This is a genomic window from Enterobacter cloacae complex sp. GF14B (genome assembly GCF_004136805.1).
Lineage (GTDB): Bacteria > Pseudomonadota > Gammaproteobacteria > Enterobacterales > Enterobacteriaceae > Enterobacter > Enterobacter hormaechei_C.
The window spans coordinates 1-24,423 of sequence record NZ_QFRV01000056.1; the positions used below are offsets into that span (position 1 = coordinate 1).

The 24,423-nt window shown below is 44.9% G+C and carries 22 protein-coding genes; 8 read left to right on the forward strand and 14 right to left on the reverse strand.

The window, feature by feature from the left end; all coding sequences use genetic code 11:
- A partial coding sequence (locus DD606_RS17055) for a tryptophan--tRNA ligase (protein ID WP_139158321.1) occupies window positions 1–916 on the forward strand: 916 nt, incomplete at its 5' end.
- Window positions 917–1,489: 573 nt separating this feature from the next.
- Complete coding sequence (locus DD606_RS17065) at window positions 1,490–1,861, forward strand: hypothetical protein (protein WP_045894226.1); 372 nt, start codon at window positions 1,490–1,492, stop codon at window positions 1,859–1,861.
- A 58-nt stretch (window positions 1,862–1,919) separates the two neighbouring features.
- Here the strand turns inward: DD606_RS17065 and DD606_RS17070 are convergent, their stop codons facing one another.
- Window positions 1,920–2,387 (reverse strand): SymE family type I addiction module toxin, encoded by a 468-nt coding sequence (locus DD606_RS17070; protein ID WP_072250299.1) that lies wholly within the window; start codon window positions 2,385–2,387, stop codon window positions 1,920–1,922.
- Between the two features lie 300 nt (window positions 2,388–2,687).
- On the opposite strand from DD606_RS17070, the gene DD606_RS17075 reads away from it, so the two are divergent.
- Complete coding sequence (locus tag DD606_RS17075) at window positions 2,688–3,557, forward strand: phosphorothioated DNA-binding restriction endonuclease (protein WP_045894225.1); 870 nt, start codon at window positions 2,688–2,690, stop codon at window positions 3,555–3,557.
- Window positions 3,558–3,737: 180 nt separating this feature from the next.
- Here the strand turns inward: DD606_RS17075 and DD606_RS17080 are convergent, their stop codons facing one another.
- The 10 genes from DD606_RS17080 to DD606_RS17130 all read right to left on the reverse strand — a co-directional run bounded on the left by DD606_RS17080 (window position 3,738) and on the right by DD606_RS17130 (window position 10,927).
- Window positions 3,738–4,745: a restriction endonuclease gene (locus tag DD606_RS17080; RefSeq protein ID WP_023328859.1), complete on the reverse strand. Its 1,008-nt coding sequence runs from the start codon at window positions 4,743–4,745 to the stop codon at window positions 3,738–3,740.
- 254 nt (window positions 4,746–4,999) lie between these two features.
- Window positions 5,000–5,341, reverse strand: coding sequence for a TA system toxin CbtA family protein (locus DD606_RS17085; RefSeq protein ID WP_110875373.1), 342 nt, complete (start codon window positions 5,339–5,341; stop codon window positions 5,000–5,002).
- A 20-nt stretch (window positions 5,342–5,361) separates the two neighbouring features.
- Window positions 5,362–5,688, reverse strand: a complete 327-nt coding sequence (locus tag DD606_RS17090; protein ID WP_023328857.1) for a type IV toxin-antitoxin system YeeU family antitoxin — start codon at window positions 5,686–5,688, stop codon at window positions 5,362–5,364.
- 13 nt (window positions 5,689–5,701) lie between these two features.
- Window positions 5,702–6,178 (reverse strand): DNA repair protein RadC, encoded by a 477-nt coding sequence (radC, locus tag DD606_RS17095; protein WP_101868584.1) that lies wholly within the window; start codon window positions 6,176–6,178, stop codon window positions 5,702–5,704.
- 10 nt (window positions 6,179–6,188) lie between these two features.
- Window positions 6,189–6,629: an antirestriction protein gene (locus DD606_RS17100; protein WP_164722475.1), complete on the reverse strand. Its 441-nt coding sequence runs from the start codon at window positions 6,627–6,629 to the stop codon at window positions 6,189–6,191.
- Window positions 6,630–6,698: 69 nt separating this feature from the next.
- A complete protein-coding gene (locus DD606_RS17110) occupies window positions 6,699–6,929 on the reverse strand; it encodes a DUF905 domain-containing protein (protein WP_110875375.1) in 231 nt (76 codons plus the stop codon).
- A gap of 23 nt (window positions 6,930–6,952) precedes the next feature.
- On the reverse strand, window positions 6,953–7,780 hold the full coding sequence (locus DD606_RS17115; protein ID WP_176691448.1) for a DUF932 domain-containing protein: 828 nt from the start codon (window positions 7,778–7,780) through the stop codon (window positions 6,953–6,955).
- Window positions 7,781–7,874: 94 nt separating this feature from the next.
- Complete coding sequence (locus DD606_RS17120) at window positions 7,875–8,552, reverse strand: hypothetical protein (protein ID WP_129258911.1); 678 nt, start codon at window positions 8,550–8,552, stop codon at window positions 7,875–7,877.
- A gap of 285 nt (window positions 8,553–8,837) precedes the next feature.
- Window positions 8,838–9,731 (reverse strand): GTPase family protein, encoded by an 894-nt coding sequence (locus DD606_RS17125; protein ID WP_110875378.1) that lies wholly within the window; start codon window positions 9,729–9,731, stop codon window positions 8,838–8,840.
- A 98-nt stretch (window positions 9,732–9,829) separates the two neighbouring features.
- Entirely contained in the window at window positions 9,830–10,927 is a 1,098-nt protein-coding gene (locus DD606_RS17130; RefSeq protein ID WP_129258912.1) for a hypothetical protein, read from the reverse strand.
- A 454-nt stretch (window positions 10,928–11,381) separates the two neighbouring features.
- Between DD606_RS17130 and DD606_RS17135 the strand changes: the two genes are divergently transcribed.
- From DD606_RS17135 to DD606_RS17155, 5 genes are all read left to right on the forward strand, one after another.
- Window positions 11,382–11,621 carry an AlpA family transcriptional regulator gene (locus DD606_RS17135; protein ID WP_101868460.1) on the forward strand — a complete coding sequence of 80 codons (240 nt, stop codon included), beginning with the start codon at window positions 11,382–11,384 and terminating at the stop codon, window positions 11,619–11,621.
- A gap of 277 nt (window positions 11,622–11,898) precedes the next feature.
- On the forward strand, window positions 11,899–12,477 hold the full coding sequence (locus tag DD606_RS17140; RefSeq protein ID WP_129258914.1) for an inovirus-type Gp2 protein: 579 nt from the start codon (window positions 11,899–11,901) through the stop codon (window positions 12,475–12,477).
- Window positions 12,478–12,681: 204 nt separating this feature from the next.
- Window positions 12,682–12,984: a hypothetical protein gene (locus tag DD606_RS17145; RefSeq protein WP_101868456.1), complete on the forward strand. Its 303-nt coding sequence runs from the start codon at window positions 12,682–12,684 to the stop codon at window positions 12,982–12,984.
- Window positions 12,985–13,194: 210 nt separating this feature from the next.
- Complete coding sequence (locus DD606_RS17150; RefSeq protein WP_110875381.1) at window positions 13,195–15,192, forward strand: DEAD/DEAH box helicase family protein; 1,998 nt, start codon at window positions 13,195–13,197, stop codon at window positions 15,190–15,192.
- Window positions 15,193–15,239: 47 nt separating this feature from the next.
- On the forward strand, window positions 15,240–17,102 hold the full coding sequence (locus DD606_RS17155; protein WP_129258916.1) for a DEAD/DEAH box helicase family protein: 1,863 nt from the start codon (window positions 15,240–15,242) through the stop codon (window positions 17,100–17,102).
- Window positions 17,103–17,277: 175 nt separating this feature from the next.
- Here DD606_RS17155 and pglZ read toward each other — a convergent pair whose 3' ends face one another.
- Genes pglZ through DD606_RS17170 form a run of 3 tightly spaced genes read right to left on the reverse strand, consistent with a single transcriptional unit; the run spans window position 17,278 to window position 24,383 of the window.
- Entirely contained in the window at window positions 17,278–19,326 is a 2,049-nt protein-coding gene (gene pglZ / locus DD606_RS17160) for a BREX-1 system phosphatase PglZ type B (RefSeq protein ID WP_110875383.1), read from the reverse strand.
- A complete protein-coding gene (locus DD606_RS17165) occupies window positions 19,310–21,001 on the reverse strand; it encodes a DUF262 domain-containing protein (RefSeq protein WP_129258918.1) in 1,692 nt (563 codons plus the stop codon). Before DD606_RS17165 ends, pglZ begins: the two co-directional genes overlap by 17 nt.
- A gap of 1 nt (window position 21,002) precedes the next feature.
- Complete coding sequence (locus DD606_RS17170) at window positions 21,003–24,383, reverse strand: DNA methyltransferase (protein WP_129258920.1); 3,381 nt, start codon at window positions 24,381–24,383, stop codon at window positions 21,003–21,005.
- Window positions 24,384–24,423: the final 40 nt, after the last annotated feature.

Sequence of the window (24,423 nt, forward strand, 5' to 3'; positions counted from 1 at the left end):
GCTCCAGCACACGCACAACCAGTTTGTGCTAATTGCCGACCTGCAGGGGCTGACCGACAACGGCAGCAACCCGCAGAAGATCCGCGATAACATCCCCGAAGTGCTGGCCGACTACCTCGCCGCCGGCATCGACCCGAGCCTGACCACGATCTGCCTGCAGTCCGCCCTGCCCGCCCTCGCCGAGCTGACGATGCTGTATATGAACATCGTCACCGTCGCCCGCGTGGAGCGTAACCCGACGGTGAAAAACGAGATTGTGCAGAAGGGTTTCGCCCGCTCGCTGCCAGTCGGGTTTATGGCCTATCCCATCAGCCAGGCGGCGGACATCACCGCGTTCAAGGCCGAGTGCGTGCCCGTCGGCGACGACCAGCTGCCGATGATTGAGCAGACCAACGAGATTGTGCTCAAGATGAACAGCCTGCTGCCCGCCCCGGTGCTGCGCCACTGTAAGGCGATGCTGAGCGACACCAGTCGCCTGCCCGGCATCGACGGCGGTGCCAAGATGTCGAAATCGCTGGGCAACACGCTGCACCTTTCGGCCAGTGAAGAGACCATTCACCGTGCGGTCAGCGCCATGTACACCGACCCGAACCACCTGAAGGTGAGCGACCCGGGGCAGATTGAGGGGAACGTGGTGTTTACGTACCTCGACGCGTTTCACCCTGACAAGGAGAAAGTGGCGGCGATGAAGGCGCACTATCAGGCGGGCGGGCTGGGTGACCGGGTATGTAAGAACGAGCTTGAAGCGTGCCTGCAGGAGTTGATTGCGCCGATGCGGGAGCGGAGGGCGATGTATTTGCGGGATAAGGGGGAATTGATGGCGATGCTGAAGCGCGGGACGGAACGGGCGCAAGGGGTGACGCAAGGGACGTTGAGGGAGGTGAAGGTTGGGCTGGGGGTGCCGGTGTTTAGTTAAAGTCGATTTAGCGGTGGAATGCGTGAGACTGGCATGAAGCCGCTAACTTGATTATTGCGTAAATAAGCGAGGCACAAAAATTCTTAAATGCATTATTAGCCATTTTCGTTTGTCATTCTGTTAAGAGCGCTATATTCATAGACTCTTAATATTTTAAACGCCACGGCAACTGCTATGAGTAAGTTTATTATTTCCATGCTGAATACGTTACTTTGTGTTTTTGTGATTGTGTTATGCCTCATATGCGTGGGCGTCACTGATAACTGGAAAGAATGCACTATAGCTATAATCACCACTTTAGGATGCGCACATTTCATGGCCGTTTTACTAAATCGTGTATTACCTCATAAGTTATCTATCTTAGAAGGAATACTGGAATTATTGGGAGGACCACTATTAGTTATAGGCGCAATGGTATGCTTTGATGTATTCGAACCCTGGCCGTTAAAAATCATTGGTATGTTTGCGTGGATTGTTTTGATTTTCTTTGTACCTTCAATAATAAGTCCCAGGCGTTAACTCGATCTACTGATGAATGTCTACGTCATTTCTTCACCCACGGAATCCAACATAATGTACCCCACTCTTTCGCAGGTCATTGAGGTTGTGCGTCAGTCCTCTGGACATCATCTCAAGCGCATTGATGTGAACACCCTAATCGAAGCCGACCTTGATATCTGCGGCATGGATGGCGATGCCCTGATAGAAGACTGCGAGGAAGCGTTTGGCGTTACGCTTGTCACTGAAGAAGATGGCTATGAGAAAACTTTTTCCCTCGCTGAAAACGAGTTTCTTTTTAGCACCGAGGGCATAGATTACTTTGGTATCTGCCGCCTGATTCGCAGGTTGCGAGGCATTCAGGAACCGGTGATACGCGATTTAACCGTTGGCGAGCTTCATGCTGTGCTGGTTAAGGCAGTTAAAGAACAGGTAGATCATGATTGAGTTATTTTTAGCATAGTGCGGGCATGTGCTCATATGCCCGCACTCGTTAGTCTTGAGTTTAAACGGCCTTCCCACTCCCACGCTTAATCACCGGAACATCACCTGTATCATTCAGCGCTCCCGGAAAGGTCTTCAGCCACTGCGCGACTTTCTGCTTATTTATATTCACCACACTCATACCTTCCAGGCATCCCCATAATTCTCTTGTATGCTGCGGCGTAATCACAATGCAGTCTTTCATGGCGCGGATTTTCACCGGCATACCGTTGATAAAGCCTGCACGGGTTAACCACTCGCCGCCCAGAAGAAGGTATTTCATATCTATGCGGGAATAAAGTTCGCAGCAGGCTGTACTGTCCTGCGGCGTTTCCGCGCGGGGATGGACGGGTGCCGCGTTGGTCTGGTTGCCGTGAAGACGGCGGGCGCTGTTTTTGCGTACCAGCTCGCGGTTTTCAATCACGCCGGTGAAAGCGTCTGATTCTGTTTTGCAAACAGTAAACTCTGGCTTAAAATTCGTCGCAGCCATTTTCAACTCCGTTATAGTTGGTTGTGGTTAGCGGTATGGGGGTGTTGCAGCACCTTCATATCGCGAATTCCTCGTTAAATTCTCTTTGATACTTTCTTTGCCGTTCGGCGTAATTTGTGGTGCTCATTATACAGGGCTGAATATAAATACAGCGGTTTTGGGTGGGGTAAATTTGGAATTTGCGAGGAGGATTCAGGAAATAGGGTTGGGTTCATTAAGGTCATATTTTTGTTGGTTACGGGTTGATTGGTCTGGGTTTTGCGAGCATCATCGCAATTATTTACCTTCTTCCGTAACGCGATGGCTTCCAGCAAAACTCTCGAACAGGCTATTGCCGACATCACTATCTGGCACAAAGGCAAACAGCGTGCGCCGCATAAGCCTTTATTGCTTCTGTATGTGCTGGCGAACTATCAGCAGGGGCATGCGCGACTGTTTGATTACGGAACTGAGGTCCACGAGCAGCTGCTTAGCCTGTTAGAACGCTTTGGCCCACAGAGGAAGGCGCATTACCCAAATATGCCCTTCTGGAGGCTCAAAGGGGATGGATTTTGGGATCTGAAGAATACTGAGTTCTGTTCGACCATTGGCAGTAAGCAACCGCCTGTTAAAGAACTTGTGGAACATAACGTCGCAGGCGGGTTTGATGAAGAACACTTTGCGCTGCTAAGTAAGAACAAAAACCTGATCGGCTCGCTGGCGCAGCAGATCCTTGAAGCGCACTTTCCTGAAAGCATTCAGGAAGAGATCGCGGATGAGATGGGCTTTAATATTCAGCAAATCCGTAAGGTTCGCGATCCGCTGTTCCGGCAGCAGGTGCTACGTGCTTATAACTATGAGTGCGCAATCTGCGGGTTTAACATGCGACATGATAACGCCTCTGTTGGTCTTGAAGCCGCGCATATCAAGTGGAAGCAGTTTGGTGGACCGTGTGAGATCCCAAACGGGCTGGCGCTGTGTGCGATTCATCATAAGGCGTTTGATAAGGGATCGATTGGACTAGATGAGAGTATGCGGATACTGGTTTCCGAGGCGGTGAATGGGGGCGGGATTGTTGGGCAGCTGTTCTGGGATTTTGCCGGGAAGCAGATTGCGCTACCAATGGTGAAAGGGAACTATCCAGGAGAGGGGTTCGTGGAGTGGCATTGGAGAGAGGTGTTTAGAGGATGAGTGCGAAGGCCGGACTCGAATTTCACACCCAATAGACTGATATCAATGTAGTTTATAAACAGGAATAAAAAGTTATACCCGCACTTGTACCCACAAGTTAAAATCCGTATAAAAAATAGACATTGCAAGTGGATATAAAGCCATACCAGTAGAACACCGATATGGCAGTCAAAGCAAGATTCAGGCAGGCAGGAAAGTTTTCTTCAGAGGCACCAAAAGTTTGGTTTCGATATCAACCTGCTCATAGTTTTCAATGAGGGCTCTGACAAGATCGTCTAGCGTCCAGAGCGTCAGAGGTATCTGTGAGCGGTCGGCTTCATAGCGAGCATCTTTCGTAAAGCCCCCCGTACTGACATAAAGCCCACGATCTTCTGGATGACGGCCGCCAATAAAGCTGCGAATCTGCTGACTCCCCATTTGCTCCCTGCGATGTTTTACCTCAACGACGATACGTGGATTCTCAAATCCAAATCCATCAGGTGATGCGATGATATCCTTCCCACGATCTGGACCCACAGGAGACACCTGTGTTTTATATCCCATGCTGCGTAAAACTCCTGCAACCAAATACTCCATCTCCTTCGGATCGAGCCCATTAACTCGATCTTTAATACCTTCACGCGCCAACGACTCCACATCGCGAAGCGGATCAGAAACGACCTCATCTTCATCTGTCGCTGTTAGATTATGAGTAATAGCGTCTACAGTGGGTTTCTTATCCTGCAAAAGCTCTTCTAGCGCATATTCTGGAAGCTGGAAAACCGTCAGCGTAGAACCCAATGTGTTTTTGGTAGCAACAGACAATCTATCGCGGTCGATTTCTTGAGTATTCCATTTAACCTGCCGAGCGATACCCATCCCCTCTTCCACCCATTCAGGATGATACTGGAAGTCTGAAGTAACTTTGCCTAGCAAATAAGTACGGTTGGCTGGCGAATAGGTAATAACCCAATCACCCTTTTGGATCTCATTCACAAAACGCCAGACCTGCGATGCGCCAGAACGGGCTGTTCCGAGCTTTGTTAAGGGATCAGCCTCTTGGTATAAGGCGAGTAACTGGGCTCGGGATAGGCCGGGTTTGACTAATGGAGCCAGCTGAGACCAACCGATGCCTACAATTTGCTTATCGCGAAAATCGTCATAGAGCTTGCCGCCGTCACCGCGGATCATCCACATTCTGTTGCCCATACCAGTCCCTTCATGAGGAAAAGAAATTATGCTGGATCATAAGCTTGTTCGTAGTATGCGTCAAAACCATCAACAACGACGACCCAGCATTCCCGGATTGTGCTTGCGATAATGTGCCCAGTTAAAATTACAGCTTCAATTTGCATGATGTTTCGTCCATATAAGTAAAAGCACCAACCAGCATCGGCAGGTGCTTTTTGGAGTGAGTAAATTAGTAAGACTGCAATGTGAATCAGGGAGGCTATTCCCAATGTTCACCGTGCCGCGCTAATACGATTTCTTTTCAATAAACCAGTTGCCTGTCGCGCCCGCAGAATATCGACCGCCCGCAGATATGGGGACTGTTCTTGCCAGTTGAATCCCCTGCGATAAATACGAACCAGCCCGTACTTTTCCACCAGAAAATTAACGGCATCGGCCAAAGATATACCGGCATCGATATGTTCCTGAATTACCGTTTCATCACTGAATGGTGTGTCGTTGAGTGTCAGGCCATAATGTTGTTCCAGCAGGCGTGCAAGCAGCATTTGCCACACTGCCACGGGGGACAGATATAGCTTCGCCGCCTGCGGAGTTGTTGCAGGTAGAGTTTTCATATTTGCTCTTGTGAAAGTAGTTAACGATGAGTGGGGTAAACGGCGATGTATACGTAGCCGTAACTACCAAGGGTATCGGCTTCGCAGGTCAGCCCATTGTGGTAAAGGGTGACACAATGCGAGTGGCGCGGATTTAGCTCACCGGTGGAGAGCATAAGCTCGAGTTGCTTCATAATCAGAGGAAATGCCTGATCGAGTCGCAGCGCCTGCTCTTCGGTGAACTGACCGTTAAAACCGGCGCGGTCAGCTAGAAAGTGCAGGCGGTTTCTCTCCTGTACGAGCCTTGCGCCAAAGCACGGTGAGATGCTGCGACATAATCCCCATTGCTGTAAGTCATTTGATGACATTTTTTATTCTCCTTTATAGCCAGCCACGTTCTGCAAACGAACTCACAGCCATACCCCCGACAATACAGTGGTCCAGCACTCTGACCTCAACCAGCGAAAGTGCCTTCACCAGCCTGTCGGTGGTTTGCCTGTCAGCCAGGCTGGGCTCCGCTTCGCCGGAAGGATGGTTGTGTGCCAGAAGTACGGCAGCCGCGTTATGGCGCAGGGCCGACTTCACCACTTCACGTGGATGCACCTCCGTACTGTTGATGGTGCCGCTGAACAGTGTTTCGCATTCCAGCAGACGGTGCTGGTTATCCAGGTACAGCACTATAAATACCTCGCGCTCAAGGCCGGTCATTTTCAGACGCAGCCAGTCTCGAACCGCCGCAGTGGACGTAAACAATGCACCCGGCTCACGAAGATGTTTCTCCAGTAATGAAAGTGCTCGCTGAACCGTACGACGGGTTGTCACCGGCAGTGCCGGTGACGCTGTTAATTCGACAGTCATACCTTTTCCCTCAGTCAATAATCTGCAAAATGGCGCTGCATTCAGGGTGCTGAAGGGCGTAATCACGCAGGCGATAAAAGTGGTCACACATCACGACACTGCCCGTATGCCAGGCGTGGTGGTTCCAGGCCAGCAGACAAACCGCGATGCCTGCCGCTTCATTACCGAGGATGGCGTTGTTGCCGTTCAGGGCGTTAAACAGCGACCATGCTTCGTCACCGTCCGGGGCAATAAAGGCTCCAGCGTTACTAAGCGTGAAGAAATTCCAGATGCCACCGGTGTAGTCCGCGCATAACGCGTCCATCTGGCTAAAGACACGTGGCTCCAGTAATATCCACTGAGGAACCGTACTGAAATGCTGAGGCCAGAAGCTGAGACGTTGTTCATCAGGGATGAGCGTGGCGGTTATGGGGACAGGAACAAGAGAAGTATCAGGGAGTGCAATATTCATGGTGAGTATCTCCGGAAATAAAAAAGCCAGCCGGTAAGGGCTGGCGGGAATAAGGGGTCGTTAAGTCAGTCAGGGTTTACGAATACCGTAAGAAGTGATGTAACAGTTAAGTAACCGTCCGGCTTCTGGCTCGAAGTTCCATGCCCGCCAGACCATCGTGCCGTTATAGCGTACGATCAGACGAAAATGTGTCCCCTGGTCGTCTTCGATAGCGACGTTCTTATATAGCTCTGTGAGGGATGTTGCCTTGTGGCGGGTAAACGGACCGTCAGGGAGGGATAAAGCAGGTTCGGTATGCACGAGTATGTATCTCCGTTCCGATGTCAGGACTGACCGAGCAATGACAGCATGTTCTCTGCCATCACCCACAGGGCGCGGTTGAGCTTCACGTCGCTGTCGATACCCTTAACGGCACGGGTATTTGCGCGCTTACCGTTTGCCGCTCTCCCCACCAGTCCGCCTTTAATCAGATTTTCCTGAATACGCTGATAAGTTGTCCAGAGATCTCCGGACTCATCCTGCCAGCGACGAGGGGCCAATAGCTGTGATTCCGTCACGGGCTGATGCTCCTCGCCAAAGCGATATGTCAGTGCAGCTTTTGCCAGTGCTTGTTGTGCTGGCGGCGGAAGCATTAGTGACTGCATGGCATCGCGTTTTTCCTCCACCCTGTCAAACACCCCAAGCACCTCGTAAGCCCCTTCGATAACCTTTTCCACCACGTTGCCCTTATGGGGCACTCGCACCTCTCCAAAGCTCTCGCCGCAAATCAGTCCGTTCTGACAGACCGATCGGAACAGTCCCGGCAGCATCTGGTATGAACTGGAACCGTCATGGCTGTTAAGCAGGATAATTTCCGGCACCTGTTTACCGGTAATCTGCCCTTCGCGGCGCAGACGTAGCATATGTTTGGTGTGTTCCCGCTTGTCGGGGTTACGCACACGGGTCTGGCAGGCAAAGAACGGCTGAAAACCTTCGCGCTGCAGGTTATCCAACAGAGTGATGGTCGGGATGCAGGTATAGCGCTCGCTGCGCGATTCATGCTTTTCCTCACTGAACACGCTGGGAACATAGTGAGCAAGTTCATCACGGGTTAAGGGACGGTCACGGCGAACAAGGTTCACCGCACCAAAGCGGGATGCTAATCGCATAATTCACTCCTTTGTGTGTTTATCGGTATAAAAAGAAAAGGCCACGCTCCCGAAGGAACATGGCCTTTAACATTAAAAATGGCGTGGCGATAAGACGTTATTGCCCCAGGTATTCAACCCTGGCACCGGTGGCCTTACCATCAGCACCAACGGTCACCACCACCTTATCGTAGGTACGATACCCGGCATTGTAGACCACATAAACCACAGTATTTCCCTCCACTTTGTAGCTGCCAAAATCAGCGGCCTCAGCCGTGTCACGGTCATACTCTTTCGTGTACGCTTCTTTGGCCGCTTTCATGACTGAGCCTTTGTTAATCTCCGGCGCTCGACTCCCAGCACTGGCAGCAAGGCCAGAAACGTATTTCGGGCAGACCGTCATCATGTCCCCACGGGTGAATGTCAGTTGCGCACCAAAGACCTGAAGGGTCGATGTTTCCTGACCTGCAATCGAAGCAATTGCCTTTATGGCGGCTGCAGGTGCCTGCCCGCCTTCAACCTCAACAGCCTTAAATCCTGTTTGCTGGTTGCACAACTGAGACGTGGGTACCAGATTGCCGTTTACACTGATGCGACTCCCCATCAGCTCCTGCGGCCCATTGGGGCAGCCCTGCAACTGACCAAAGATGCCAATGGTGTTGTTTTTCAGCATCACCAGTGCCTGACCATTATCGGTCAGCGTCTGGCACCAGCCGTTTTTAACAGCCCAGTGACCCGCCTGAGCAGAAATCGAAATGGCTGACAAAACAAGTGCAATCACGGTCTGAATTTTCATATGTCACCTTATTAATGAATCAGAAGCAGCAACGGGGGACGCGGTACACAGAACCTGATGTATCTTTGTATCCGGACCATCACGTCAACGTCCCTGTTCGTCGTGCTCATGAACACTTTTGAGAAAGAAATATCCCTTTGCTTTGATAGGTAAAAGCGATCAATAGGGGGCTTATACATCGATATTTTAATAGATAAAAACGATCGATATTCCATTATCGATCGTTTTTACAGATCAATATACTGTTTTTTGAATGTGGTAATTGAGAGGGTAAAGCGGCGGATTTCAGCCAAATATTCGGTCCCATATTGCCGTGGCAAGTTGCACTAACTTTTGTCGGATACTCCTTAACAGAGCAGTCCATACAGAAGGCAGGTGGTCAGGATTAATCACCGTGTCAAAAGCCTTACCCGCAGCCTCGCCGAACTGCTGCCGTACAGCGGCGTCAGTGTCCGGGGTCTGATGCTCTGGTTTCAGCTGGCAATACACGGCACTGCTGGCCTGTACGGGCAAGGCATGCACAATCAACTCCACCAGGGCGGGCAGGTTATAGCCGGTATGTGCAGAGACAGCCATGACCGGGAAAGAGGACGGCAACTGACCGGCAACCTGCGCACTGACTGCAGCCAGTGAAAGGCATTGCTCAGAAGAAGGTGATGCCTGCCAGGGCTCATCATCCCTGAGGGGTGGAATACGGTCGGCCTGAGTCAGTACAAACAGGAAACGTGAAGGGTCGGCACCGGCTTCCATCAGTGCCCTGTATGCCGTGATATCCGTTGCCCGGGCACGGTCATCGGCACGCAGTACCCAGATAATCAAATCCAGCTCTACCAGCAACGCCTTATAGAGCGCCAGATATTCCTCGTCGTATTCCGGTGTCTCGCCCACCCCAGGCAAATCCACCAGTGTCATGCTGCGCTCACCAACGGTGAGTAACAGACGCTGGGGTTCCCGGGTGCAGCCTAGCAAATTACTGGTCAGACAGACGGGTTGCTGAAAAAGCGCGTTGCATAATGAACTCTTGCCCGCACCACTTTTGCCCATGATGCCTATAACGGGTTCATAGTTAATCGCCTCCTTGAGGCGGGACAGAATACGTTCAGTAGCTTGCCGGGGTAAGAGATTGAGACAGGTACGCACCGCATCACTGGTATCCTGCGGATCGGGGATTTGAGGCATGATTTACTCCTGTGAAAAAACTATGCCGGGAAATTTTTCTCCCGGCGACTCACATGAGTAATGTAGGCGTTATATTTTTTGGAGTTATCGTTACCTATTTATGATGGATTTTTGTAATCAAAAAGCTTGCTTTTATATCTTAGATACTCATCACGAATAAGTTTTTCAATAACTCTAATCTCTTTTTTATCAAGTGCCACTGCTAACTCAGATAATTCCTTGCTGGCTTTGGCAGAGATTGTCAAATCATTTTTTCCAGACCTTCTTTTTCGTTGCTTAAAGGAATTCCTCATATTTTTTAGAAGTGCATCTTTGTCATCCAGAAATTTTCTATAATTTCCCACATCCAATTTATTCGGGATGGCCCAGCAATCAATCGCGCCCATTACACCAATATATCGCTCATTAAGATCTGCTGGTTTGAACCATGACAGAACATTTCTTTTTATATCCTTTTTCTTTGACAAATATGACCACGCCCACTCAATGGCTTCGTTATCATTTTTCTTTAACCATTTGGGGCTTTGAACCTGACTATTAAAAACAAGCCAGATACCACGAATATAATCGAATGTTTTCTTACTTTGTTCTGGACTGAGGGAACAAGAAAGTTCATTCATGAAGGTAATAATCACCCGGCTTCTTTCAGCTGAACTAGTTGGATTACCAGGGAGTCTGAAAAAAGAGTATAAGTTTTCCTCTTTTCGATCCCACTCCGGAATTAACCCCGCAGTGTTTTCAGGTAAACAAAGCTCCCGCGCAGAGGCTTTTCGTATATACGCCCAAAACCAAAAAATAGCACGTGAATTAACCGCCCCCTTCAACCACTTTAAATCGACGTCTTGTAGACATGAAGAATCTCCACCATGAAGACTTTTACTTTTAACATTGCGTTTTTCCCCAGCCTGTATATTTTGCATCAAACGCTTAATAGCTTCATCAGCCCCAGTGGCGTTTTTGCTGCTTTCAGATATCGGATTGCCTGAGGCCGTTTCTCCTGTCCTGTCTTCAATATCACAATCCTCGGCTGCCTGCGCAGACTCGTCTTCTGGCAAAGAATCGACACTAAATTTGCTCTCAGGACTGGTAAAGCGGTTCACTCCCTCATAAGGAGATTCTTCTGGCCTTGCTAATTCTTCAGCGCCCAGTTTACCAATCCTTTTTAGATAATAGTTCTCATTATCACTATCAATCACCGTTACCTCCTGTAGTAAAATCCACCATAAATAGTACTTACAATGAATCGATTATGAAGTAAACAAGTTTTCATTTTGAATGAAAATAGCTCGAAAATTGTAAGTTTTTTGTAAGAGTAAAATCGACGATAACCTCTAAAAAAAGGGACTTTCAGCGGTTTGCCAGGTAAAAATGATCATTCATAAAACTTGTACAGCATACAGAAATTTGTGGCAGGCATTCACTATGTTTTACATTGTCACATGCTCCGCGAACGTAGCTCACGGCAGTTCTGTTCTTATTATCAGACGTTACAGAGCCGGACACGTTATGCACTGACAGCACTACTAGCTGGTGAAAACCAGCTGATGTAATTTTCTACTTATCAGCTAATGGTATGAGAAGGATGCCCGTTCCTCCATCGATGGCAACAGGCCCTCTCCCGACATCACTATAAATTGCGGGAGCATTTCCATGACAAACAAAACTCATCCGATATCATCCAGCACCCAGACAACCACATCTTTACTGAATGATCAGCTCGTTGATATGACGTTCATCACCGCCTATACAAACATGACAGACAAATGGTTCTACCGATTAATTTCAGAGAATGCGTTCCCTGCACCAATTAAACTGGGTCGCAGTTCACGCTGGCTAAAAAGCGAAGTGGAAAAATGGATGCTGGAAAGAATACAAGCATCTCGAGGTTAGAATATTTAATGTTGGTGTTTAACACAGGAAGGTTACGTAATTTAATATAGGTTTTTAATATAATTATACTCACTCTCATTTGTTCTTATATTCACCGCTTACTATCAATGTCTCTTTTAAACACCCTCGCAAATACTATTGCAACAACCAGCCTCATCTTTAAAGCAATAATTAATTTAAGTATCAGCTCAGCATTACCTTAAAGAAAAGTATTGCATGAAACATCACGAACTTAGTGCTTGCACTGACCTCTCTCATCATCAGAAGTGGAATAATCATGCTCAAAAATTCAGATAGAAATTTTAATGAAGACTGGTTCCTAGCTTCAGTTCTCAATGCACACATCGATGAAATGATAAACAGATACTCATGCCTTTTGGCATTACGTATGGATTTTTTCTACAAAAAGAAGAGTGCCAGGTATTCACACTTAAATCACCAAACACTTGAACATGACTTGCGTGTACTAATGGAGAAAATGACAAAAGAGAAAGGTGTGGTGGGCTATTTCTGGGTTGTCGAATGGACTGAACGACATAGATACCATGCGCATGTCGTATTCTGGCTGGACAGACAAAAAACACAGAGGCCTTATCCTTTTGCCATTAAAGCGAGCAAGATGTGGAATGAAATAACTCGTTGGGAAGGATGGGCATATAGATGTCAATACCAGCCGCAATATCCGGTAAATATAGACGTTCCTGTTAGGTATAACGATCCAGCCAGCATTTTGAATATTCGCCATGTCCTGAGCTATCTGGCTAAGGAAGAACAAAAGGACGGTTTGTGTGCATACGGCTGCAATGATGTTCCTCCACGATCAGCGGCAGGGCGTCCGCGTAAGTCAGACCCCTGATCCTACGGCTACGCAACTGGCTCTGCATCCTGTACTAACACCGGTAGTACGGAGATAAATAATGCCCTCGCGGACATGACTGGACCTGCCGCTGGAACTTTAACGTTCCGACCTATAGTGAATCAACAATTCCACAACTCCATTTATACCCGGCAGCTCACCTGCCGGGTATTTCTCATACCTGTCAAACAAGGAAAATCAAAAATGAAACAACCAGAGAACACGATCGCGGTAAAAGTGGCGGAATACCGTTTACGCATCACCCGGCTAAGAGTCTGCCGGGATAGTCTAGCTGGATGTTGTAGTGATGCCGAGCGGCGTGGCTGGCGCTTGAGAGCACTTGAGCAGTTAAGTAAAGCCTCATCGCTCTACTGCCAACGGGCAAGTTCTGCCGATACCAGCAAGTTCCAACAGGCCAGAGAAGGTATCCAGCAACACATCAACAAGGTTTTACCAGAAGGTCAGTGGTGTAGTGATTTGGCTGCATTACCTGCTACCCAAGAATAATTTTGAGGTACCGGGGCGGGGTCAGTCCATTACTAACTGATAGTTGTATCTAATACTGGGGGCAGGTCACAGGGTTTAGTCATTATTTTTAATACCTTTACTGAGAGAGAAATAATGGTGCTCTTTATAAGTAACGTGAATTGATCTCCCCAAAAAAACGGTTATAATTCGCTCAGACACAAACCATTCTATAAAAATCATGGATTAATCTTGACTGAGAAAGCAAATAAACTTCGACATCTTGTCTATGAACTCCTCAAAAGCAATAGCCTTCATGCTCATCAAGTTAATGCTGCGACCAAAACATTTGAAGCGCTCTCTGGTAATGTCAGAGCCGTTGTTACAGCAGCAGAAATGCAAGCGGGTAAATCTGGGATTGCCTTAGCACTATGCTGTCTTCAAAGGCTGAGTTTGAACGATCAGGATATATGTGACCGAAAGCAACTTAAAGACACGCTTTACCTAGTAACCATGCCAGATACTGCTTTGAAAGAACAAGCAGAGCAAGATCTCAAAGAGGCCAAAAACGTTGTTGTAAGTAACTTTGTCAATTTTGAAAAAGCACTAGAAGCAGAATTTAAAGGTAATCCCCCTAAGCTTATTATTATTGACGAATGCCATTATGGCTCGAATGTATCTGCCGTTCGTTACAGCAAAATATTTGACTACTTAGAACAAGAGAACGACAAGTGCAAAGTTGTATTTATTTCAGCTACGCCATTTGGGGCGTTGTATGGCGCAGACACTGAATATCAGGATGCAATTGACTTGCAACAAGAAGCTGAAAAAAGCAATGACATTCAATTGCTACAGGAAGCACGAGATATTGCAAATAATGCGCTCAAGGACTCGATTCTAAGACGTGACTTCAATACCCGCTTAGTGTTCCACAAAACCAGTGATGAATACTACGGTGTCCGAGAAATGCTCAGAAATGGAAAAGTTATAGGGTTAGAAGACAATTCTAAAAATTTCTTATACCCATCTCAAGAACGAGATTCTTTCATTGAACAATTTTTAGCTCATCAAGAGATGGGATGGTCGCTGGTGCGCGTTCCCGCGGGCTTAGCTATGGAAGCAAAACAATTCCTAATTTCTAAAGGCATAGACAAGCACTCAATCTATATACTCGGCAATTCACTAAGTGGTGTTCCTGAAGACGAACATTGCAGTATCGAACGATTTAAAAAAGAATTCGATGATGCATTACTGTTTGAAGATAAATTGATAGCCATCACTGTTGCAGGAGCTAGGGCAGGAATTAATTTTGGCGCAATGATGAAAAACAACCTCATTTCAACATGGGACAGCACTGTTGCCAGTGTAGCTGCTGTTGTACAGGCTAATATCGGCCGGGCCTGTGGTTATCATGGTAATAATTCTTCCATGCACTACACCAATTTAAACGCAGCTGAGGCTTATGGCGCGATCCTCAGTTACCTGGAACAAACTTGCTCTGACTATGCAGCATCAGACTTTGACGGAATAAGGGAGTTCTTCGAAGACGTGTGTCAGGAATACAATGTAAATGGGTTAGATGTTGGTCTAACAATTAAGTATAAACGTCGTCGCCCTATTGGTGATGTTGAGACCTATAAAACCGATGGTTATATTGCTGTTCCGGCCAAATTACTTCAAGAAGGCACCGATTTTAGCCACTACACTAAAGATAAAATCCTTCTACAGGCAATTGAACTCATACGCAACGAATTAACGGCTAAAGGTGCGCCTAGTGTCAAAGGCAATCGAGCTATGCGGGGCAAAAAAAAGAACTGGATCAAAGCACATTGGGTTAATGGAGATAGCTTCAATAATCCCGAAAAAGCACAAGCAGATGGTACGCAAAAGGCTAAAACCAAGTTCTATACTCAATTGCTCGACAATGGTGAATTCCTTGAGTTTAACCGAGTAGTGGCTCCAGGTTCAGGTGAACTGTCTGAAAACAAATTGGTTACCGCTACGATTTTTAGTATCTACAATATTTCCCGAAGAAATGTTAAAAAAATAATAATGACAACTGAAGACGTCTGGGATATGTGCGACTATTTTGGTATTGAACGTGATGATACTCTGATCGTGCTCTACAAACGCGGTGAATATGACATTGAACGCTCAAATGCTAAAAAACAGCACAATGAGCTACCTGAAAAGTCTGGGGAGTTAAGTAATGAATCCCATTTCTCCGATAAAACAGATGTTACTTACTAGTTCATGGTGCCTCGGAGCCCCTTTCGTCAACTAGCATCAAGCCCATTATGAATATTGAAAATAAACATCGCCTATATGTCAAAGAAACACTTGAAGCTCAAACATTTGAGCATCAACGAATAGCAGCAAATAAAACTTTCTCTAAATTATTATCAGGCTCTCGTGCAGTAGTTTTGGCTGCTGAAATGCAATCTGGTAAATCAGGTATTGCTCTCGCCCTTGCTGGACTGCAGCGACTTTCACTTTCGGATGAGGTGATTGGTAATCGTAAATTACTAAAGGACACATTATATCTTGTAACGATGGGCGATATTAGTTTGCAGGAGCAGGCCAAACGGGACCTATCATACTGTAAAAATGTCGTTGTGAGTAATTTTATCAATTTCGATATCATCATAAAAACTCAATTCAGACACCAAAATCCCAAACTCATCATTATTGATGAATGTCACTATGGTTCCAGTAGTGACAGCATACGCTATGATAAGATATTCAACTATTTAGAGTTTGAAAATCAAGAATGTAAGGTTGTTTTCATATCAGCAACTCCCTTTAGCGCACTTTATGCAGTAGGAGGGGATTCGATACTTCGCCATAACTTCAATACTTCTCTTGTATTCCATAAAACCAGCGCTGAATACCATGGTATTCGCCAAATGCACTGCCATAACCAAATAATAAAACTTGACGAAGATTATAGAGATTTTTGTCAAGACTCTCTATTACGTAAACGATTTATCCGACAGTTTAAGGACTACGATGGTGCAGGGTGGTCATTAATCCGTGTTCCGAGTAGCCAAGCTAACCTCGCCAGGCAAATTCTACTCGACAATGGCATAGAGGCTGAGCATATTTATATCATCGGCCAGAAGCTCGTCGGAATTGATGATCATGAATTATGCTCTATCGATGACTTCAGACGTGAATTTGAAACTGCAACATTATTTGATGAAAAACTAATTGCCATTACAGTTGCTGGATTTAGGGCCGGAGTAAACTTTGGCCAGGAAATGAAAAACGCAGTAATCAATACTTGGGATAGTACTATTGCCAACATTGCAGCTGTTGTTCAAGCGAATATAGGCCGGTCTTGTGGTTATCATCAAAACACAAGGGCTAAACACTACACTAATCTAGATGCCATTCGCGCTTATAGTGAACTACTTGATCACCTCGAATCTCAGGATGACACCAAGGAATTCGAAGGACTCCAGCAGATCTTTGAACAAATATGTTCTCGTTACGACATAAGAGGTTTTGACAGGGGAACTAGTGTTGCTCCGGCACCAGAAATCAAGGTGACAACAAAAATTGATGATACTGCTACTTTCTTAACGCAAGGGTATATTTCCGTGCCTGGTAAGTTAAGTAACCCGAACTTTGATTTTTCAACTTATACCGATGATAACGAGTTATTAGATGCGATAGAAATCATCCGCAAAGAACTTCTAAGCGAAGAAGGACCCTATAGAAAAAAAGGACGAGCTCTTAGAGGTGAGCATCAAAACTGGGTAGAAGCTCAGTGGGTTAATGGTGCCACATATGATGATGGGACTCCAAGCTGTGCAAAATCACGAGCCCTTTCTTTCACATCGCGATTAGATCAAGGTGAAGAAGTCGAATTCAACCATATTGTAAAACCTGGTGGTGGCGAAAAAACTGAAGATAAACGAGTTATGGCAAGTATCTTTAGCATTTATAACCTTTCAGGTCAGATGGATGCATTTAAACGCGCTATGGATATTGATGATATGGCAGAAATCTGTGATGCCTTAAATACAGAGTATGATGACACGCTAATTTTACTGTATAAGCGAGGCTCATTTTCTCAAATATTATCGAATGAAAAAATTATAACTTCAGAAAATATCGAAACGACAAGCATTCGCCATAAAAGTGTTTTCCGATAAAAAATTATAATTTTTAGGTGTTTTCTTCCAAATATTAAAGCGCCTCGCTACAGTATCTACTTTAGCTGAGCTGAAACAGTTATAAGGTAGATACTACAGGTATATCCTGAAGGGGCCTCTAGGTATTTAATGCCTTTTGGCCGCTGGTTCATTAATAACTAGTTTCCTATCATTACTAACCCTGCTTTCTTAGATCTATTACTGGTGTTAAGCACTCTTGTAGTGATATACCACCATGATTGTAATAATCACCCGAAATATAACCTGAAATTCCAGGGGCCATAGCCACAGATACATTGGAATTCCAGAACCAAGGAACTACTAAACCATCGTACTGCACATTGTCTTTTAAAATAGCGCAGCGTCGCTGACGGTTCTTACCTAGTGATTTATTGAGTTCCCCTTTTGGTAAGCCATTAGGAACCCATAACCAACCATGGTCAGTAACGATTTTTATACGCTTCCAACCAGCATCAAACAAACCACTTACTCGAGATACAACGTCCCCAAGAACCTTATCGATATATTGAGGCATTTGGCGCTGATGATCGTGACCTAAATGGTCCAAGTCACCTGTTTGTACCCAAGCATAACCGCCTTGTGGCTCACCGGTTTCAAGTCCATCCAAAAATTGCCAGCCTTTTTCTTCCAACAATTTTTTCAAATAATGGCTGCTAAATGACGAATGGCTGTCGGCTAAAACAGGAATAAAATCATCATTAGTATCATTACCCGTCAGCATATCAGCTATTGGCGTTACAGCAGCTTTGGCCGTTGCAGTAAGGGAAGGTAATGCAGCCCAACGCGATGTTAAATGGCTCTCAATACCGCAATTGAACAGTTTCTCTTCCAGCATTTTAGCTGTATCAAAACGCAAACCATCTACAAAAAACACAACCTGACTACCAACTGTGTATTGAGCTGTATTTTCTCTAACCTGGTTATCACCAGGGTACCCAAACTGGGCTACTAATTGCTGAAATTTTAATGCCGTCTTTTCGAGCCATGGCGTGTAAATAATACCAAGCACATTTGCAATCAGCTCTTGCTGGTGGATATCTTTCGCTTTGGACATTGCACTTAACACTGCAGCATCCGCTTGCCAAAATTGTTCCTTAAAATGGTCAGCCATCGATTCTGGTGTACTACCGGAAAAATTGATTTCCGTGTGCTCAATTACCATCATCATATCTTCCAACACGCTTAGCCAAGGTGACAGCTCCAAACGATGCCATATCCATGTCTTACGTTCTTTCTGAGTTAGCCAAAGATCACTGAAAACTGCCTTTAGCTCCTGACGCCCTTGTCCCTCAATCTTACGAAATGCGGATTCAATTAACTGCTCGTCCTCCAAGTTTTTAGACAAATAGTTTTCTGGAAATAGCACAACTAGATCGGCTGGCTGAATAGCTTTGAGTTGATTCACTAGTAATGGCAAATTATTAGCTGTTTCCTCAAATCGGTGCCATATTCCTTTCCATTGGCCTTCAGCCTGGCATAGCAATTGTAAAGCTTGAACCACACCTTCCTTGTTTGGAATAAAGCCATATTGCATCTGGCATGAATTAGTGAAAATATCCCAGCGACTCCCCTGCCATAGTTTTTCTTTCTCTTGAGGATTATTAAGCCAACCTAGGATATCTCGTGCAATATCATCAAGAACAATTGAGTAGAAATCCTCTGCTTCAAGTTTTTTACCTTGCATACTTACAACTGGCGTCTCTAAGAGATCTGGCAGTACCTGCAAAATAGCTTCATGTGTCTTCTTGTCTTTTGCAAGATCCAACTCGACACCAGCTTTAGGGTTTGTGAGGAACGAACCCACAGACCAATCACGACCCGCGGAATTATAAGACCACCAACAACCGCGATATTGCAATTCAGCTAAGGGTTTAAGAAACTCAGGACATTGTTCAATTGCTCGTAAATCTTTACGACCGACACCAGGTAGATAGATAATCGGGGTTTTTCCTTCAGGTAAAACACATTCTTCAAGCACACCAGCAATAGCGCATTTCACCCATATTGCCGGGCCAGTACGAAGATCAGGATTATAATCACCAAGTTCAATCAATTCAGGCAGCTGCTGCTTAATGTAGGGCATTGCTGACTGCCACTGTCTATCAATGTCCGTCCACAAAATGGCAGCAGGTGGGACCTGAACACTTTTGTTAAAGGCAGCAGAGCTACGAAGCTGATCGATCAATTTATTGATTACTAACATATAGTTTCCAGTTCGCTTTACACAACTCAATCAAATCATGTTGTCGACTTTCTAGTACAGGAGGCATCCACTCACCCGTATTTAATACCTGCGTAGTCAATACGTACGACGACACACCATTTTGTCCTGCAAAGTATGCCATTTTTTTACGTTCAAAGTCGAAGTTTGAGGCCTGTGAATTTCTTCTCTGTGTTAGTGGCACGAGATTAGCGAGACGGTGTGTCCACTCTTCTCGCTGCGCAACATTTGGCCAATTTATATCCCACTGGCTTCCTTCTTCTACCGTCTGTGGTAACACATGCTCAATGGTCAGAAGAGAGTGTTCGTAATTAGCCGCTCCATCAGATAAAAATGAATCAATTCTCAAGATAAGATAATTACGTCGACGGGCAGTCAAATAATAAACATCACCATCGATTTGGTTAATAAAATCTGTTGCTTCTTCTTGAGATAAATTTACTGAGCTAATCTCTGTAGAATTTGCATTATCAAGTTCAATTAACACTTTCGCATAACGCTCAATGCGTTCGTTAATGTTGGCAGCACAAATATGAAGTTTCGCGGCTAAGCGCTCGAGCCGGAACATAAAATCCATGACAGCTGAGCTATCTGAACCAAATTTTGATAAATATTGAATAGCTACCGGTAACCAATCTGAATTGTCAATGCGGTTTAGCCAATGCAACAATTGGTTAATGTCTCCAGCATTTGTCGATGACAAATAACGAGCATCTCTAGCAACCAAGTAGGCATCAGCGTAAGGAGCTATGACTTCATTGATCAGCACTTCAGGATCATGAATTTTTGATTGAACATGCTCTCGAAACTCTTCCAACAACACACGTTTCACTTTGGTCTTGGCATAAATCATTCGTATATACGTAAGAAGAGCATTCAATCCTTCTCTTCCCGTATCTACTTCAATCTCTTCCCATTTATCATTAAAAGCATCACGTTTCGATTCGGTAATTTTACCAATCGCATCAGCTTTAATTAGATCCGAAGGTAAAAGATCCATACCGCGATTATTCAAAACCGAAAATACACGAAAAGCAGACTGCTGGCTTGGTGAGGTCACAGCAACTAAAAAACACCGAGTCATCAAAAAAATACCAAATTTTATTAAAGCGTCAGTATCGACAAATGCCTGCTGCAATTTAATTTGCAAGAGTAAGGCATTTTTCTGAATATTAATTTGTGACTCGTTTTTCAATGTCGCAGAATCAATAGAGGCTAACTCAGAAAATTTTAATGATTGGACAGTTGAAGCAAAAAATTCGCGATCGCGTTGACGCAGAGCTAATCGCGGTTTAGCTGGAATCCCTTGCAATTTTTTTCCAGGCTCTTGAATATAAGCGAAACATTCAGCTTTAGCGTCTTCATCATCAATTAAATTAGTTAACGCAGCGATTAAAATTGTCAGAGTGGTTAATCGTTGCTGCCCATCTATTACCTGAGCATGAGGTCTGCTTTCTTGTTTTATTAATACAATGCTTCCAAGAAAATAAGTTTCATCTTTTTCATATTGGTAAAAATCATTTAGATCATCAAACAACTCACCCGCTTGCTCTGTCGTCCAGGCATATGGACGCTGATAGGGAGGGATCTCATAATCAAAATCAGAGCTGAATATTTTTGAGAGGGCATATTCTGCCCCCGTAATATTTTTTGACATTTTATAATCCTTTATTTTCTCGGGCTTCTCTTTTCTCTGCCAGCGTCAAATGATGATCATTGATCCTGTCACCAAGATTCCCACCGTATTGCAAACCAAGTTTATACCACGGTGCAGATTCGACATCGGTACCACGATCTTTCTTCCAGTGGATGTTAGGCTGTACACGGAGTACCCCGGCACCTTTTTTACCAACATCTTTTGCAAGCATAAATGGGCGAATATTTAAACGAACTCCATCATTGAGGTCAGGATTCCAGCCAATAGGTTGCTCTTCAGGCGATTTCCAGCGCACAAAGATATCGAGCCCTTTTTCACCCTCAAGAATAGCTTCTAATTGCGCTTTTAGATTCTCTGCCGCAGTTAGTCGAATATCAGCCCCATCAATGCTATCAACAATATTACGTTTCTGAATGCTAATCCAGTCATCCAGATAAGTATAAATAAGGCGCTCCATTCCTTTGTAGTCTAACTTATGATAATTCACTAATACCGAGAACCCGTCTTTCAGGCCATCCCAAATATGCCAAATGAAAGGGCGATGCTGGAAGAGCTTGCAATGCTGTTCAAAAAATTTATCTCGCAACCAGCTTTCCCAATCTTTGGCTTTCACTGATTTTAGCAAGTTGTCTTCTACAGAACTGCTCCAGGTATCACCATAGGCTTTGTATAAAATATCGGCTAAACGCTTCGCAGCAGTTTTCTCACCTCGTACGGCAGGAATACAGACAATGCCATCTTCATCAACCAAACCATCAAAATCAGCATTTTTCCTCATAACTTGACGCATTTCTGTAGCCAGATCCATTTCAGAATCCAACTCAGCAGGCCACTGATAACCCAGCAAACGGGCAACAGCGACTTGCAATACAGAATTATCTTGGCGGTACTTGCCAAAAGCTATAGTTTTAGTTGTTTCATTCCAAATGACCGAGGCGCATGGGTGGCCATGGAAAATCCATTGCGTTGGGTCGTCTGAATATGGGGAAGGCAGCTCATAACTCGCTTGAGCATCATCTAGACTAACCCTTAACAAAGCCCCACGAACTTTATTGCTTTGATCAATTGCCCTTACTTTAGTGTTATAACTTTGTGAAGAGCATGTTTCCCATACGGAAAGTAGATCATTTTCATCTTTAGGAATGATGACAATAGTATTATCATCAAAATACTCCCCATTATATAAAGTGGCTTTTACTTCCCCCATAGCACTTATAGCAACCCCTTTTGATTTTTTATAACTAGTCCCTCTTAACCATGATCCTGATTTTCCTTCACCTAGTTTTGATTCTATAAAGCTAACCAACTGCCCCTCCCCCCAAAATATACATTTTGAACGTCCTGAAAACAGCTGGGATTGTAAAACTGTAGTTAATTGAAAACTCCAACCATTATAATTTGCAAGCTCCCAAATATTACGACCAAACCTAGGATAATCACCCGTTTGAATTCCATTAGAGAAAAAACACTTATCTTCAATCAAAGTTAAATGATTCTCAATTGAAACTGCCACTATTTTCTTTTTTGTCCGCAATGATTTATTCTGTGGGATGTTGAGCAAACTTGCCACAGGTAACTGCACTTCCTTATCAAACAAACTCAGTTCAGATACATCCAACTGAGAAATACTATAACCCTCAACAGGTTTTTGTGGCATTATTATAGTTAATGCGACCTTAACCTCCTCACCGGTTATTTCTCTGAAGGCCCCAGACCCCAGACGAACAATCATAGGGATAGAGTTATTACTGAATAAATACTCTCTGTATTTTAAGTAGTAATCCTTGTATAGAAAACTTTGTGGAATAACAGAGCTAGACACACCATTTATGTCGAGTAACTCCATAATCCTCATTTGAAAAACAGTCGATAAATCGGTCTTCGCCTCACTGTATTTTTTCAAGGCGAGGGTTCTGAGCTCATCGCAACAATCATCCATCTGCCTGAATGGCACATTCGTAGTAACCCAATGGAATTTAGTTGACAATAGCACCGCAGCTTTAGCTAATCCATGAACTGAGACAATTGCCTCTTTGCTTGCTTCTGACTTAATTTCAATCCCTCTCTGCAACAATTCCCAAGGAGGTGTTTGAGTTTTACTAACGCACATTGTTGGATCAATCAAACTACCTAAAGATGAGGCATCTCTAAACGTATTCTTCATCCAAGAAATTGCCTCAGAAAGTGTATCATCACCCTTTGCTAAGTCTTTCCACTCTTTTTGCGCCTCAGTGATCGATATACCTGAACAAGCTAATTGTAGCTCAGGTAGAACGCGATACCCACCTGCATTTGGATAGCGCCAAGCTTCTAAGGCTAGTGCAAAGGCAGCTAGCTCTACACAACGTTGATCCAACTCTAAACCATGAATGTTCTCTCGTAGTACACTATCTAAGGCCTCTTTTGCTGATAAATCTTCAAGCTGCATACGCATCGGTACTAACATCAAGAATACAGCAACCAGGAAATGACCGGAGCCACAGCAAGGATCAAGAATTTTCAGTTGACTAAGATGTGCAGGCCATTTTTTAAAGACACCCGTTGCTGGTTGCCACTGGCCACTTTCTTCATTTTTGATAAAACGTAAATACTCTAGCGGTACACCCGTAATAGATGCTTTATTCCGTAATTCCTGCTCATTATTGGCACGAATATAGTCATCTTGCGTCAAACGTTTACTAGCCCACCATGCTCCTAATACGTTATCTAGCAAAAAACTCACCATATAAGGTTCGGTAAATAACTGTGTTACTGGGCTAAGTTCTTGAGCGCCGATTTTAACACCAGATTCATTGACCTGTTTTTTCTTTTTGTTTTGCCAGAATTGATAGCACCAACCTAAACTGTCTTGCGCTTGGTAGGTTGCAGGGTCAATCGCTGAAATCAGGTTTTCAAGCTCATTGATATGGTTGATGGATAACTTAACTGCAAATATTGGTGAGTCAGCACGGAAGATCTGTGGCAACATCTTTTGGGCTAAACGGCCAGCCAGCTCCCAACCATCTTTACAATCAGGCTCTTCTTCAGCCAGTTCAAAACACTCATCAAGCGTAACAGGTGTGTATTCGTCATACATCAATAAATTATTTTGCTCTAAGTAACGTGCAAATAACATTCTGTGCCAATGCTCATACGCCATCTCATTGGCTAAACGTTCAATTTCTTGCTTTCCATCAGTGAGCTTATCCCCCAGCTGACGGGCGTGGGCACGCAAATCATTACGAAGTGCGCGCTGTTCGTCATTGAGATAACCTGGAGCCTGATTATCAGCAACCCCTAAACGTTGTAAAGCTTCGTTTACTGCAACTTCAACGATATCGCGAGCTTTAACGACCGTATCTTCTAGCTTTTTACGTAATATTTTATCGAGTGGTTGTCTCATGAGTTCTTCTTAAATCGTTGTAAACTGAAACCCGCCTGTT

Coding starts and splice junctions, on each gene's coding strand:
- DD606_RS17065 (WP_045894226.1), top strand. CDS start 1,490: ATGTACCCCACTCTTTCGCAGGTCATTGAGGTTGTGCGTCAGTCCTCT.
- DD606_RS17070 (WP_072250299.1), bottom strand. CDS start 2,387: ATGGCTGCGACGAATTTTAAGCCAGAGTTTACTGTTTGCAAAACAGAA.
- DD606_RS17075 (WP_045894225.1), top strand. CDS start 2,688: ATGGCTTCCAGCAAAACTCTCGAACAGGCTATTGCCGACATCACTATC.
- DD606_RS17080 (WP_023328859.1), bottom strand. CDS start 4,745: ATGGGCAACAGAATGTGGATGATCCGCGGTGACGGCGGCAAGCTCTAT.
- DD606_RS17085 (WP_110875373.1), bottom strand. CDS start 5,341: ATGAAAACTCTACCTGCAACAACTCCGCAGGCGGCGAAGCTATATCTG.
- DD606_RS17090 (WP_023328857.1), bottom strand. CDS start 5,688: ATGTCATCAAATGACTTACAGCAATGGGGATTATGTCGCAGCATCTCA.
- radC (WP_101868584.1), bottom strand. CDS start 6,178: ATGACTGTCGAATTAACAGCGTCACCGGCACTGCCGGTGACAACCCGT.
- DD606_RS17100 (WP_164722475.1), bottom strand. CDS start 6,629: ATGAATATTGCACTCCCTGATACTTCTCTTGTTCCTGTCCCCATAACC.
- DD606_RS17120 (WP_129258911.1), bottom strand. CDS start 8,552: ATGAAAATTCAGACCGTGATTGCACTTGTTTTGTCAGCCATTTCGATT.
- DD606_RS17125 (WP_110875378.1), bottom strand. CDS start 9,731: ATGCCTCAAATCCCCGATCCGCAGGATACCAGTGATGCGGTGCGTACC.
- DD606_RS17135 (WP_101868460.1), top strand. CDS start 11,382: ATGACAAACAAAACTCATCCGATATCATCCAGCACCCAGACAACCACA.
- DD606_RS17140 (WP_129258914.1), top strand. CDS start 11,899: ATGCTCAAAAATTCAGATAGAAATTTTAATGAAGACTGGTTCCTAGCT.
- DD606_RS17145 (WP_101868456.1), top strand. CDS start 12,682: ATGAAACAACCAGAGAACACGATCGCGGTAAAAGTGGCGGAATACCGT.
- DD606_RS17155 (WP_129258916.1), top strand. CDS start 15,240: ATGAATATTGAAAATAAACATCGCCTATATGTCAAAGAAACACTTGAA.
- pglZ (WP_110875383.1), bottom strand. CDS start 19,326: ATGTTAGTAATCAATAAATTGATCGATCAGCTTCGTAGCTCTGCTGCC.
- DD606_RS17165 (WP_129258918.1), bottom strand. CDS start 21,001: ATGTCAAAAAATATTACGGGGGCAGAATATGCCCTCTCAAAAATATTC.
- DD606_RS17170 (WP_129258920.1), bottom strand. CDS start 24,383: ATGAGACAACCACTCGATAAAATATTACGTAAAAAGCTAGAAGATACG.